This is a genomic window from Microcoleus sp. FACHB-831, assembly GCF_014695585.1.
Classification (GTDB): Bacteria; Cyanobacteriota; Cyanobacteriia; order Cyanobacteriales; family FACHB-T130; genus FACHB-831.
This window is the reverse complement of record NZ_JACJON010000042.1, coordinates 21,672-35,143: the sequence shown is the minus strand read 5'-3', so window position 1 is coordinate 35,143 and position 13,472 is coordinate 21,672. Positions and strand designations below refer to the sequence as shown.

13 protein-coding genes are annotated in these 13,472 nt (G+C 44.1%); 6 read left to right on the top strand and 7 right to left on the bottom strand.

Going from position 1 to position 13,472, the window contains the following annotated elements; genetic code table 11:
* Nucleotides 1-32: 32 nt before the first annotated feature.
* The 3 genes from H6F77_RS11600 to H6F77_RS11590 all read right to left on the bottom strand — a co-directional run bounded on the left by H6F77_RS11600 (nucleotide 33) and on the right by H6F77_RS11590 (nucleotide 2,691).
* Nucleotides 33-266 carry a hypothetical protein gene (locus H6F77_RS11600; protein WP_190488589.1) on the bottom strand — a complete coding sequence of 78 codons (234 nt, stop codon included), beginning with the start codon at nucleotides 264-266 and terminating at the stop codon, nucleotides 33-35.
* A 156-nt stretch (nucleotides 267-422) separates the two neighbouring features.
* On the bottom strand, nucleotides 423-1,589 hold the full coding sequence (locus H6F77_RS11595; RefSeq protein ID WP_190488587.1) for an NAD(P)/FAD-dependent oxidoreductase: 1,167 nt from the start codon (nucleotides 1,587-1,589) through the stop codon (nucleotides 423-425).
* Between the two features lie 163 nt (nucleotides 1,590-1,752).
* Complete coding sequence (locus H6F77_RS11590) at nucleotides 1,753-2,691, bottom strand: isopenicillin N synthase family dioxygenase (protein WP_190488585.1); 939 nt, start codon at nucleotides 2,689-2,691, stop codon at nucleotides 1,753-1,755.
* A gap of 334 nt (nucleotides 2,692-3,025) precedes the next feature.
* Here H6F77_RS11590 and H6F77_RS11585 point away from each other — a divergent pair, with 334 nt between their 5' ends.
* Nucleotides 3,026-3,400 (top strand): hypothetical protein, encoded by a 375-nt coding sequence (locus tag H6F77_RS11585; protein ID WP_190488583.1) that lies wholly within the window; start codon nucleotides 3,026-3,028, stop codon nucleotides 3,398-3,400.
* A 64-nt stretch (nucleotides 3,401-3,464) separates the two neighbouring features.
* Here the strand turns inward: H6F77_RS11585 and H6F77_RS11580 are convergent, their stop codons facing one another.
* The 3 genes from H6F77_RS11580 to H6F77_RS11570 all read right to left on the bottom strand — a co-directional run bounded on the left by H6F77_RS11580 (nucleotide 3,465) and on the right by H6F77_RS11570 (nucleotide 5,498).
* On the bottom strand, nucleotides 3,465-4,895 hold the full coding sequence (locus tag H6F77_RS11580; protein ID WP_190488581.1) for an AtzE family amidohydrolase: 1,431 nt from the start codon (nucleotides 4,893-4,895) through the stop codon (nucleotides 3,465-3,467).
* A 3-nt stretch (nucleotides 4,896-4,898) separates the two neighbouring features.
* Complete coding sequence (locus H6F77_RS11575) at nucleotides 4,899-5,081, bottom strand: DUF4089 domain-containing protein (protein ID WP_190488579.1); 183 nt, start codon at nucleotides 5,079-5,081, stop codon at nucleotides 4,899-4,901.
* Between the two features lie 147 nt (nucleotides 5,082-5,228).
* Nucleotides 5,229-5,498: a DUF1816 domain-containing protein gene (locus tag H6F77_RS11570; protein WP_242022079.1), complete on the bottom strand. Its 270-nt coding sequence runs from the start codon at nucleotides 5,496-5,498 to the stop codon at nucleotides 5,229-5,231.
* 499 nt (nucleotides 5,499-5,997) lie between these two features.
* On the opposite strand from H6F77_RS11570, the gene H6F77_RS11565 reads away from it, so the two are divergent.
* Nucleotides 5,998-6,957, top strand: a complete 960-nt coding sequence (locus tag H6F77_RS11565; RefSeq protein WP_190488577.1) for an orange carotenoid protein N-terminal domain-containing protein — start codon at nucleotides 5,998-6,000, stop codon at nucleotides 6,955-6,957.
* A 171-nt stretch (nucleotides 6,958-7,128) separates the two neighbouring features.
* Here the strand turns inward: H6F77_RS11565 and H6F77_RS11560 are convergent, their stop codons facing one another.
* Nucleotides 7,129-7,626, bottom strand: a complete 498-nt coding sequence (locus tag H6F77_RS11560; RefSeq protein ID WP_190488575.1) for an ureidoglycolate lyase — start codon at nucleotides 7,624-7,626, stop codon at nucleotides 7,129-7,131.
* Nucleotides 7,627-7,816: 190 nt separating this feature from the next.
* Here H6F77_RS11560 and H6F77_RS11555 point away from each other — a divergent pair, with 190 nt between their 5' ends.
* From H6F77_RS11555 to H6F77_RS11540, 4 genes are all read left to right on the top strand, one after another.
* The gene (locus H6F77_RS11555) at nucleotides 7,817-8,905 is read left to right on the top strand and encodes a BMP family protein (RefSeq protein WP_190488573.1); all 1,089 of its coding nucleotides are present in this window, start codon (nucleotides 7,817-7,819) and stop codon (nucleotides 8,903-8,905) included.
* A 122-nt stretch (nucleotides 8,906-9,027) separates the two neighbouring features.
* Nucleotides 9,028-9,375, top strand: a complete 348-nt coding sequence (locus H6F77_RS11550; RefSeq protein ID WP_190488572.1) for a four helix bundle protein — start codon at nucleotides 9,028-9,030, stop codon at nucleotides 9,373-9,375.
* 65 nt (nucleotides 9,376-9,440) lie between these two features.
* On the top strand, nucleotides 9,441-10,937 hold the full coding sequence (locus H6F77_RS11545; protein WP_190488570.1) for an ABC transporter ATP-binding protein: 1,497 nt from the start codon (nucleotides 9,441-9,443) through the stop codon (nucleotides 10,935-10,937).
* 316 nt (nucleotides 10,938-11,253) lie between these two features.
* Nucleotides 11,254-13,452 (top strand): diguanylate cyclase, encoded by a 2,199-nt coding sequence (locus H6F77_RS11540; RefSeq protein WP_190488568.1) that lies wholly within the window; start codon nucleotides 11,254-11,256, stop codon nucleotides 13,450-13,452.
* Nucleotides 13,453-13,472: the final 20 nt, after the last annotated feature.

Sequence of the window (13,472 nt, the reverse complement as noted above, 5' to 3'; positions counted from 1 at the left end):
TCATTGCCATGAACCATGAACAAATTACCAAGCTACATCTTGCCTTTCTGCATTACTTCTTGCAGATGCTGGCGGATTTCTTGTGCGTGCTGCATATCTGCCTGCTTCAACTTCTGGAATAGTTCCACACAGGGTTGAGATCCAGTTTCCTGCGCGTCTTGCATATAAGTTTCGTAAGCTTTAAGCGCTTCAGACTTATTCTGCAATACTGTCAGCAAATCGTACTCCAGATCGCTGAGGACGTTTCCATTTTCGCTAGTAGACATAAATTTTGCCTCTGCAATGATTACACCACAACGTTGCCTCACTCTAAGAAGCTAATTCATCTCTCCAACAGATTAGACCAGAAGGGTTATTTTAAATACAAATGTGTGTTGGAATGTTGTGTTTAGCAATACGCGATCGCTACCAACCTTACATAGCTAACGTTGTGGAGAAAGTTGAGCTATAATCTCGTCTTGTTGCCCTGCTGCCCAACTCGCAAAGCGCTGGGCTATGGATGGAACGAAGACCAACGGATTAGAGAATCCAGAGAATATATATACTCCTTCCATGTTAGCGATCGCTCCAACAAGCGGAAGGCGATCGCTACTAAAAGCAACTAAGCATTCGTGCCAATTTCCTGATAAATTCCCTAGCGCAGGTAAGATTTTTCCTATTGCGGCGCGAAGATTGGCTTCACTTTCACTCGCATCTACTTTAGCATTAGGGTCGGTGAGAACTCGGCTAATTTGACCGATGCGTAAACTGCCGTCTTTAAACTGTATTGCACCAGCATCTAAAATCGGCGGAACTGGCTCATTACCTGGCTCATCCCATAACGCATCAACTTTATCTGTACTTGCCTCGGCTTCTAGTTGAAAGCGTGTCGTATCGGCTGGCATCACTAGCGATCGCAACTTAAGATCTACTGGTGGAGTTTCTATCATTTCAGCATGGGTAAAATACACCCTCATGGGAATGCCAGATGCCTTAAGTAAAGCGCGGCTGAAACCACCAGCACAAACAACAGTATTGGCTGCGCGATATGTTTCCGTCGCTGTTTTTACTCCTTGAATTTTTGTACCTTCACGTAACAATTCAATTACGCGCTCGATTTTAATTTCGCCTCCAGCACGGCGGAACGCTTTAACGTATCCTTCTGCTGTTTTTTCTGGTTGAATATGACCGTGACGATAAACTAAAGCACCCGCGATCGCATCCTTATTCAGCAGCGGTTCTATCTCACAAGCTTCCTCAACGCTGACTAGCCGAGGCTTAATTGCAAAACGAGCGTAACTAGCTGCTACTTCCTCTGGATTATCTTGAGTTGGAATAGTCAATAATAAATCCAATTCCCGGAACTCGGTATCGCTGTCTAATTCCTCAGATAAAATTCGGTGGCGTGCAATTCCCTCATCACAAAGCTGTCGCGTTAAGCCTGTTGTACCTGACCAATAGGCAAGTCCCCCATAACTATAGCGCGTAGCATTTTCCCTTATGTTTTGTTGTTCTAATAATAGAACCGAAAAGTCTTTTTTTGCTAGTTCATAACCCAGCGCCGCGCCCGTAATTCCGCCGCCAATGACAATCCAATCGTAGTTTTTCATAACCAAAGAAAAGTGAATTTTGTATATCTCGTTCCCAGGCTCTGCCTGGGAATGTCCATCGGGAGGCTGCTGCCTCCTTTTATGCATAAAAATGAGGCAGCAGCCCTCTCACTAGGCGTTCCAAGCATGGAGGTTGATAACGAGAAGACGAAAAGATTTTAACTTAATATGTTGCTTGCAATCGACTGAGCAAATAATCACCAGCTGAAATTGGTGGATAAAGTTGAGAAAAATCTGCGTTTTGGCAACTTTCTAAACAGCTAATTTGCGTATCGTTATTAGGATGACAAAAAAAGGCAATAGAATACCGCGATCGCTCTTTTTTTCCATCCCCAGGAACCATTACTCTATGCTTTGTCGAGCAAAATATATGGTTAGTCCACCTCTGCATTAAATCACCCGTATTCACAACAATAGTACCGGGAATGCTGGGTGCAGCAATCCACTCACCCTCTGCGGTACAAACTTCCAAACCTCCTACGTCATCTTGAAACAACAGGGTGATAGTACCATAGTCGGTATGTTCGCCCGCACGCACTTGTCCCGGTAGGGGTATTTGATTGAGTGGGGGATAGTGCAGCAGGCGCAGAGTGTGGTTTTGCTCGGTATGATTTAGAGTAAAAAAAGACTCTGGCAATTGGAGAGCGATCGCAAATGCTTGTAAAATTGTGTCGGCTACTTTACTACAAGCTTGGTAAAACTCCAAAACTGTCTCGCGAAATTTGTCTTGTCCAGCAGGCCAGCGATTTAAAATTATAGAAGAATTATCTCCCGTAAAATTGTCTTCTTTCCCAACATTAAATGCCTCTTTCAGATCGCCTGGTTTATCCGGATCGAGGCGTTCTCGTTCAACACCAACATATCCCCTGTTACTCACTGCATCAGACCACGCAACTTTGTTTTTAACCTCAAAGGGAAGCTTAAAAAACTGCTTCATTTCAATAAAAATTTCTTCTATCAAAGTTGGGGATATACCCGAATTATTCAGGTACATAAACCCAATTTCATGGCAAGCTTGATAAATTTCCTGGGCGACATTTTGGCACAAATACGCATCACCGCTGACGAAACAACCCAAATCGATAACGGGAATATCAACCATTTCCATCCCTTATATAAATTTAACTAATTTGGCTTGCCTGGTAAATTTTATCTTAGTTTATATCACGCTTACATAATAGGCTGAAGACAGTTGCTGGGCAATGCCAGACTACTCATCTGAGTCTATATCGCCAGACTGATGTGCATCAACCCTAAAAGCTGAATAATTGTAACTTGGCTCACAGAATAAAAGTGTGAGAGATGTCAAGGCGATATTGGCTGTAGTTTAGTTTAACAGCACAATCTTTTGCCTAATTTGCCATCAATAATTAAGAGAAAAAGCCTGTATATGGCTAAGTTCTCAAATCATTAACAAACAAAACTGGAGTATTTCTATGAATCGAGTAACTTCTTGGGTGCAAAGTATTCGTCTGCGCCAGCTTTTAACTGCTTTCCTGCTAGGAATTACCTTGCTTTTCAGCAGCGGTTTGGGTAATTTCGGTAATATGAATCAAGCATTGGCTGAAGCAGTTACCCCAGAAGCTAAGTCTTACCAAGTTGACAATACTGATAGTAATGGCAGCGATGCGAAAGATGGGGGTAACAGTTTTATTGATAATATCGTAGAAAAGCTCAACCTTAACGAACCAGTCCCCCCCGCTACAAAAGAGTTTCTCAGCGATGTTCAAGACTCAGCTAGCGATGCAGTTCAGGGTACGCAAGACGCTGTGAAAAATGCTGCCTCTCAGGTTACTGGATCTGCGGATTAATTAGATAAACCAAATTCAAGATAAAACCCCTCTTCGATACGGGGAGGGGAGGAATTTGGAGATATTAACCTATATCAGCAACTGGGGATGTAACTATTCCTTGCGCTTCCAGGAATGCCGCCACTTGTAAAATTAACGCTTCATTATAAGGTGCGGCAATTATTTGCACCCCCAGTGGCAAGGCATTGGGACGCTGAACGGGGACTGAGATGACGGGTAAACCAATGAAGGAAAGGGGTTGCGTGAAGAGTCCCAGGTTTGGACGTACTAGCACCTCTTCGCCAGCTATGACCATCTTCTCTTGTCCAAGCAGGGGCGCAACGCAGGGAGTCGTAGGGGCAAGAATTATATCAACATCGCGGAAAATTTCCCGGACGCGATCGCGATACCACTGCCTAAACCTTTGTGCTTGAATATACCACTCTGCCGGAATTAGCGCACCAGCCAGGAAGCGATCGCGTGTCGCCGGGTCAAAATCTTGGGGGCGCGATCGCAAATTTTTCCTGTGTAAATTAGCACCTTCAGCCGCTGTAATTATATAAGCCGCCGCCCTTGCCCTGTGCGGTTCCGGTATCGTTACAGTCGCGATCCCCCCTAGCCCCCCTTGGTAAGGGGGGTTGGGGGGATCTTTTAAAGCACGAGCAACTTTTGCTACTGCTTCCAAAGCTTCAGGTTCTGCACCCTTAGCAAAATAGCCATCAGCAACAGCAATTCTCAATCCCTCAACATCTTGTAGAGATAGGAGCGATCGCGTCTCTACTGGGTGACGATTGGTACAAACTGGATCTGTAGAATCCGCACCCTGAAGGACATCAAAAACTGTGGCAATATCTCGCACGGAACGAGCAAAAGGCCCGATATGGTCAAAGCTGCTGGAAAATAATACAGCGCCGGATCGTGATAAACGACCATAGGTAGGCTTTAAGCCAAAGATCCCGCACAGCGCGGCGGGTACGCGGATCGAACCGTTAGTGTCGGAACCGAGAGTAATAGGCACTAATCCAGCCGCGATCGCCGCAGCAGAACCCCCAGAGGAACCACCAGCAACCCTCGTTGTGTCGCGGGGGTTGAGTGTAGCACCGTAGTGGCTGTTTTCGGTAACGAAGCCGTAGGCGTACTCGTCCATATTCAGCGCACCGACTAGGATGGCGCCTGCTTGTTTGAGTCTGGCTACAGCAGTTGCATCTTTAGTTGCTGGCGGATTTTCGGCGTTGATTTTTGAACCCGCTAGGGTAGTTAAACCAGCGATATCGAATAAATTTTTAACTGCAAATGGGACGCCAGCCAAGATGCCAGGATCGTTGCCTTGCGCGATCGCGTTATCTATTTTCTCAGCAGATGCGATCGCCGTCTCTGCGGTTACAGCAGTAAAACAATTGAGATGCTTTGCCGCAGCAATTTTTTCTAAAAACTCAGTACAAACAGCTTTGGCGCTAATTTCACCCGCTTTAATCGCAGCAGCAATAGCAACCGCGTCGGCTTGTTGTAAGTCCATTTTTTATGGCTCAAATACAGGTGCAGCTTCAATTTCGTTGGGTATAGAAAATTCTGTTACGACTTGAGCAATTTGGGCAATTCTAACCATATTCGCCACAACACCGGGACGGTATTCTGGATCTAGTGGCAAATCGATTAAGTTTGCCATTAGATCGACATATTCAGCGATTTGGTCATCGGTCATAAGTCAAAAGATTGGAGTTACAACTTTGCCGCTTCCATACTGGCTCGAAGAGCTACCCCGCGTCAACAGGCAGCTTGTGCAACTTTTGCCTAAAAATGAAGAAAACTACTCGTAGCGAATTGAAGCACCGCAGCTACTAGAAAACCCTTAGACTTCTTCCTGACAAATAGTTAGCTCTTTTGGCTTGCAATATTTAATTTCAACGCTAACTATTTTGCTTTTTTCCTCTTCTAAATCCTCAATATAGCCATCTTGAGTAAGCCTAGCTTCTTTGGAACTATCAAAAGGGCCAAAGTAGTAAACACAAGGGGGATTAGCAGTATCAATCTTTACCCACCAAGCAAAAGTTGAGTTTTTAAAAATGCCCTTAAAAAAACTGTTAATTACATTTTTTATTTGCATTGCCACCTCTGCCATAAAGTTAATCCTGAAATTGACTTGTTATAAGTAGGTTGTTTTAGCGCTTCTAAAATTGTTTGCTTGTAACAATATTATTATACTTTCAATTTGTCTTCTCTCTAAAGTAATGTATAAAAATAATAAATAAATGTAACAAGGAATACAAAGTTTGACTAATTTAGCTTTACTGCTGGTAAATTGAGGCGGAAGAAGTAAGAAGAAGCAAGCCTGGTGGAAAACCCCGGCGTTGTCAGGGATTGTGGCTGAAGTTAATCACGCAGGGGAGATACACAAGATCGATGATTAACATTTAAAGCAAAGTACATCCCAGTTGCGACGCCCTGTATGGAAAAAAGCCTATTCGTGGCAGTCCTTGATGGCGCGATCGCTGTATGGCCTAATGTAAAGAAAACTTTACATTTATAAATTTTTGTTATATATTTTAAGACAGGAGACCAAGATTCGTAATCCAGAAGGTTTTGGATTAATAATTTTAACGAATCTAAATAATGCATATATGACTTATACGATTGAGTCCGCACAAGGGATTTTCCCTGGAACTCAGGTTGCTAATGTAGTTCCAGCTACCACGGAAGCTTTCGATAAGCTCAGTGTTGACGATCAACTGGCATTACTCTGGTTTGCCTACACCGAAATGGGTATTTCAATTACTCGCGCCGCCACAGGAGCCGCGCGCATGGTATTAGCGGAAGGTTTACTAGCCCAAATTAAGCAGATGCCTCCTGCCGCCCAAACGAAAGTTATGGAGGATCTTGCTAACCATGCCGACACTCCTATCAGCCGTTCCTATTCCTCTTTCAGTGTCAACACCAAGTTAGGTTTTTGGTATGAGTTAGGAGAATTGATGGCACAGGGAGTCGTCGCTCCCATCCCCCCTGGCTATCAAATGACTCCTGAAGCCGCAGCAGTTCTAGAAACTATCAAGAAACTCGATCCGGGTCAGCAAATCACAGTTTTGCGGAATACCGTCGTCAACATGGGATTCGATCCCGCTCTCAACGATTACGCAAAACCCGAAGATCCTTTGATGACACCAACGGATCTAGCTTCTCGTGCTAAGGTCAGCATTGATGGTATCAGTGCGCCTACGGTGCTGAACTATATTCAAAACATGAATGCATTTGACTTTGAGGCTGCTGTGGATCTCTTTGCTGAAAAGGGAGCATTGCAACCGCCCTTCCAGAAGCCAATTGTCGGTCGTGAAGCTATTTCTGCATATATGCGCGAAGAATGCCAGGGACTCAAGATGATGCCACAGAAGGGTGTATCTGAGAACATAGAAGATGGCTATACGCAGCATAAAGTTACAGGTAAAGTAGAAACACCTTGGTTCGGTGCCAGCGTTGGGATGAACATTGCGTGGCGGTTCTTACTAGATCCCCAAGGCAAAATTTTCTTCGTGGCGGTTGACTTACTGGCATCCCCCAAAGAACTACTAAACCTAACTCGTCAGTAGAAAGTTAAGTACAGTTGCTGAGATAAGGTAAGCCACAAATAATCGGCTTAGCAACAAAAACTCTAGGGTGCTTATCCTAGCACCCTACAATTAACCCGGCTGTGCGATCGCGTCGGGAGAACCGCTATATTTATAGAACAAGCGCTACGACAACCCCACGCGCATTAGAACTTAGCTGAAAATCTCGAACTCTAGCTGATGGCTTTTACGAAAATTGTGCGTGAAATGGTCAACCACATTCGTATCGCTGAGTTCCAGATTGTAGAAATCCACAAAGTCATGCTCGAAATATGGCCCAGCGTGCCAAGTACCAGCCTCTAACTTAATAAAGCAATTCCCCGGAATGCGGAAAGCTGCAATTTCCTCTAACTCCGGTTGGTCACTATCCTTATTAGGAGGTGCAACCGCAATTAACCAGTCTTTGCCTTCCAGAGAACCCAGACATTGAGTGCATTGGATATGGCGCGTTATTGCGTGGAACTTGCGGCCTTTGTGGTGCAACCGCATAATATAGAAACGCGGAATCCCATTATGGAGATTTAACTGGGCATCCTCTGCATCGTAGATCTTGCCGTCAACACTTGCAGAGATTAGCTGACCGTAAGGCCGGAATCTTTCTGGTGTAATCCACTCAGCCTGTAATTGTCTCAATAAGATTGATTGACTCATTTGATCGGATTGAGTAAATATATTTTTTAGCTGTATCTAAGGATACTATTTGCCACGCCAGAAACATTTATTTATGTACATAAATATTGTCCTCTCCTAGTCAAAGAGTGGCAATTCGTGCAAGGCGGCAGAAATCAGTATACGTTGGGTTAACCAGATCGCTGCAACTCAATTAAGGGTTAAAAACTGTATGTCTCGAAACTATCATAGACGTGAATTTCTGCTTTATGGATCGGCTGCCCTCGCTACAAGTTTACTGCTGAAAGCTTGCGGTAGCAGTCCGACTTCCACAACACCCACGACAGGCAACACTGCAACAACAGCGTCGGGAAGTCCTGCGCCCCAAGCTGCCAAAAATTTCAAGGTAGCAATTGTCCTACCGGGGATTATTACCGATAAAGCTTGGAACCAGGTTGGCTATGAAGGGGTGACAACAGCTAAAAGTAAGCTGGGAGTTGAAACTGCTTATGTCGAGAAGGTAGCGCAAGCAGATCAGGCAGAAGCTTTATCAGACTTTGCGCGTAGAGGATATAACTTAATATATGCTCACGGCGGCCAATTTGACGCAGCAATTCAGCAGGTGGCGGCGCAATTTCCCAAGACGTTTTTTGTGGGTGTCAATGGTGCGGTGAAAGGTGCGAATATGGCATCTTTGCGGATAGATCACCTGCAAGCAAGTTATGTCTGCGGCATCATTGGCGCTTCCATGACAAAATCAAATAAATTGGCTTATTTAGCGGCTCAATCTTTTCAAGCAACAGATGAAGAATTACGGGGATTTGAGTTAGGTGCTAAGTCGGTAAAACCTGATATTAAGGTTACGCCTAGTTATACTGGCGACTGGAATGATGCAGCTAAAGCAAAAGAAGCGACGCAAGCCTTGATTTCTTCTGGCGTAGATGTGATTTACCAGTGGCTTGATAATGCTTCTCCTGCTGTGTTGCAAACGGCTGCATCTGAGGGTGTTTTCGCTTTTGGCAACACGGCAGATCAGTTGGATGTTGCACCCAAAGCGGTTTTAACCAGTGCGGTGAAACGGATTGACTTAGCGATCGCATATTTAGTAGATCTAGCTATGCAAGGCAATCTTAAAGGTGATATTTACACGATTGGCTTTGAAAAACCAGAGATCCTTTATCTTGGAAAATTTGGCGCAATGGTTTCCAAAGACGTGCAAGCAAAGGCGCTGCAAACTAAAGATGCAATATTAGCTAAAAAAGTCACGTTTGAAGCTTGCAAAGATGCGGGAAAAGATACAAGGTGCGTGAAGCAAGCCTAAAAAGTTTTGAGTTTTGAATTTTGAGTTTTGAGTTATAGAGACGCGATCGTTCGCGTCTGACTTTTGAGCTTTGAGGGTTTAGTTATGATTGTAGGATAAAGTTTTGAGTAGCAAGTGACTGTATGCCAGAAAGCATTATTCAGAAGAAAAGTTTTGAGTTTGCGTTAGAAATTATTCGACTATATCAAGAACTTCAAGACCGAAGGGAGTATGTACTGTCCAAACAATTGCTGCGTAGCGGGACGAGTATTGGTGCGAATGTCGAGGAAGCAAGCGCAGGTCAAAGTCGAAGGGATTTCCTTGCGAAAATGTCTATCGCTTCCAAGGAAGCTAGGGAAACTAAGTATTTGCTAAAACTGCTGCAAAAGTCCAACCTTTTAGATATTGACTTGACAAATGAACTAAAACAGGTAAATGAACTCATTAATATTTTAACTTCAATCGTCAAGACAACCAGTGAGAACCTATGAGAGTAACAAACTAAAAAACTATCCTCAATTCAAAACTTAAAACTCAAAACTCAAAATTTTTATAAATGACATATTTACGTCTTGAAGGTATTACTAAGCGTTTTGGCAACTTTATTGCCAATGACAATATTAGTATGAGCGTTAGTCGCGGTAGCATCCATGCGATCTTGGGTGAAAATGGCGCGGGTAAAACTACATTAATGAATATTTTATGCGGACTTTATCAGCCAGATGCGGGTCAAATTTATTTAGAAAATAAGCCTGTAAAAATTTCATCTCCAGGTGGGGCGATCGCGCATGGTATTGGCATGATTCATCAGCATTTTATGCTAGTGCCGCAACTGTCGGTGACAGAAAATATTATACTTGGATTGGGTTTAGATTTGCGGCTGAATTTACCAGATAAAAATAGAGCGATCGCATCTATGTCTCGCTCCTACAATCTTGATGTAGATCCTAACGCTAAAGTCGGAGATTTACCCGTAGGAGTTCAGCAAAGAGTAGAGATTCTCAAAGCACTTTACCGCCAAGCACAACTGTTAATATTAGATGAACCTACAGCCGTCCTCACTCCCCCAGAAGCAAAAGTTTTAGCTGCTATATTGCGGCAACTTGCGAAAGATGGACGCACAATTATTTTTATCAGTCACAAGCTAGAAGAGGTAATGAATCTCTGCGATACAGTCACCGTTTTGCGACGCGGTGCAGTAGTGGCGACAACAAAAACAGCCGATACAAATCGTCAAGAATTAGCACGATTGATGGTAGGTAGAGACGTGTTGCTGAAGCTGGATAAATCTCCTCGTGAGTCTGGGGAAGTAGTACTGGAAGTCAACAAATTACGAGTGCTTGATGAAAGAAAACTTCCAGTTGTAAAAGATTTATCTTTTCAACTTCGTTCAGGCGAGATTTTGGGTGTAGCGGGTGTTGATGGTAACGGACAGCGAGAATTAGCAGATGCGATCGCGGGGTTGCGTCCTGTAGCTGCGGGGATAATTCGCAAATCCCCCTTAAAAACAGGGGAGACAAAAACGATAGGTTATATTCCAGAGGATAGGCAAAAAATGGGTTTAGTGATGGGGTTTAGTATTGCTAGGAATCTAATCCTCAAAGCTTTTAAATTTATCCCATTTTGCCGTAACTGGATTTTACAGTATGGGGTAATTAACGAGCGTGCAAAGACAGCGATACAAAACTTTGATATTCGCGCCGAAAATCCATCTATTAAAGTTAGTCAATTGTCGGGTGGAAATCAACAAAAAGTAGTTTTAGCGCGAGAACTTTCTGGCGAACCTACTTTAATTGTAGCGATGCAACCTACACGCGGTTTAGATGTGGGTGCGACAGAATACGTGCAGCAACGCTTGTTAGCTGAACGAGATAGAGGTGCGGCAATTTTGTATATTTCTACTGAATTAGAAGAAGTGATGGCAATGAGCGATCGCATTGCTGTAATGTACGAAGGTCAATTCCTTGATATCCTGGATGCAGCCACCGCCACTGTAGAACAAGTCGGTTACTTGATGACAGGTGGTAAACTCTCAGCAACCACGCCAAATTAAGTTTTATATATATTTTCAGGATAGTTTTCACGAGCGTGAAATTTAACAAATGTTTATAATAATTTGCTTTAGTTCCTCAATCTAACTTACACGGGTTTTAGTTTTTTAGCCCTAAGCGAACCCTATTGGCTGATAAACTACAAGTAAGTCTCCTCTTCTCCAAGTCGTCTGAGAGTGAATTATTACAATTGTGGGGTTATCTACTGCGTTATCGAAGGGGTTTGAGAGAGACAGTTTAACCTAAAGGCGAAGCGCAAGCGCGACGACTTACGTTGTTCGCCTCAAACCACCATACGCATAGGAACAAGAACCGAATATGCCCCACATTGTAGCTGCTGGCTTGCCTCCAGAACTGCCATACTGGTTGCAGCAGCGCTTGGGTGTCGTGTCTGTGCAAGTAAGCCACAGTTGCGAACAAACCCTGGATGAACTAAACGCAGGTAGCTGGGAGTTGCTGCTCCTCGATGGTAGCGTCATCAGTCCGACTGTTGCAAAATTGTTAGAAGACGCTTATTCTCCACTCAGGCAAGGCGAACGATCGGTAGTGTACTGTCTGGAAAAGAATTTAAGTTGTAATTTACCCAGAAAGCTAGTCGGTCAAATTCTTTTCCACCCTTTAGACTGGGAAGAACTAGCTGGCGTTGTAGCAGAAATTCTAAGTTTGTCTTTATCCGCATCACTTGATTTGGGATTGATTTCTAATGGTGAAAACCAAGAAATATCGGTTAATGATGAGCAAACTAATAATTTGCAATCTCCAATCAAATTGTCTGTAGTCGAATCGCTTGATTTAACATTGAGTTCTAAGGAGGAAAACAAAAAAATATGCATTCCTGATGAGCAAACTAATAATCTGCAATCCGAACTCCACAATCCACAATCCACAATCGAAACTTCTCTCCAGGCGGAAATCGCAGGACTTTGGGAAACTTTTAAAGATAAAATACTGCTTCGAGTCGCCGTTTTAGAAAAAGCGGCAAATGCTATAATTGCAGGCGCTCTTAATGATGAATTGCTGAGTCTTGCGGTAGATGAGGCTCATAAATTAGCGGGTTCTTTAGGGACTTTTGGCTTTTTTCAGGGTTGCTGTCTAGCACGGGATATAGAACAATTACTGCGACTTAAAGTTACTCCCGGACAAGCTCAAGGAGGGCGTCTGGCTGAACTTGTGGCGGCTTTATATTTGGAATTAGAGGATACTCCAGCTATAGAAGCGTCTGAAGAAAGTAGCGATCGCTCGCCAACCCGTGTGGGAAATAAGCAGCCCCGATTATTAATAGTAGAAGATGATACAGAACTAGCTCAACGCTTAGTTATGGAGGCGGTTTCTTGGGGAATGCACGCCGACAGCGTTTACAATTTATCAACCGCTAGAGAAATAATTCCCAACGCACAGCCCGATCTAGTGTTGCTTGACTTGATATTGTCCGACGCCACCGAAGAGAGGCTGAAACTACTTAAAGAACTCTCCTGCCAAACTCCGCCCTTACCAGTCATAGTTTTGGCATACCAAGATACTTTAATCAACCAACTAGAAGTCGCCAAACTGGGCGGATGTGCTTTTTTACAGAAGCCAGTGTCTCCAGCTCAAGTAATGGAGGCAGTTACGCAGGTATTAAAGCACGATCCCACAGAGGAGTTCAACCTAGTGGTGGTGGACGACGACCCCCAGATACTCGCCACTATCAAAATTTTATTGCAGCCTTGGGGACTGAACCTGACGACCCTCGACGACCCGCGACGGCTGTGGCATACCTTGGAAGCAGCGACACCAGATCTCCTAGTTTTGGATGTGGATATGCCCCACGCCAACGGTATAGAACTGTGTCAGGTCATCCGCAACGACCCAAAATGGAGCAGTCTGCCCGTGCTTTTTCTTTCCAGTCACACCGACCCAGCAACAGTGCAGCGGGTGTTTCATGTAGGTGCTGATGATTTTGTAAACAAGCCGATTGCAGGGCCAGAATTGGTGACGCGCATTTTCAACCGCTTGGAGCGAATCCGAGTCTTGCGGAGTATTGCAGAAACCGATCTTTTGACTGGAGTATCGAATCGGCGCAAGTCAACTGCCGATTTAGAGCGGTGTTTGAGTATGTCTAAGCGTCACAAGCATCCCTTGTGTTTTGCAATTTTAGATTTAGATCTGTTTAAGCAAATCAACGACCAGTACGGTCATGCTGCTGGGGATAAAGTGTTGCAGCGATTGGGGAAATTGTTGCTAAAAAGTTTCCGCAGCCATGATGTTGTGGCTCGTTGGGGTGGCGAGGAGTTTGTGGTTGGTCTGTATAGCATAACTAAGGCTGCGGCGGTGAAGCGGCTGAGTCAGGTATTAGCAAAGTTACGCGAAGAGGAGTTTGCTTATACAGAGGGCAAAAAGTTTCATGTTACTTTTAGTGCTGGCGTAGTTCAGTATCTTGAAGATGGCGATGATTTGCAATCTCTATATAAAAGAGCAGATCAAGTGCTTTATCAAGCGAAAGCAGCAGGACGGAATCGCGTCTTAGGTGCGGAGTAATACGATTTGGGATTTTGGAT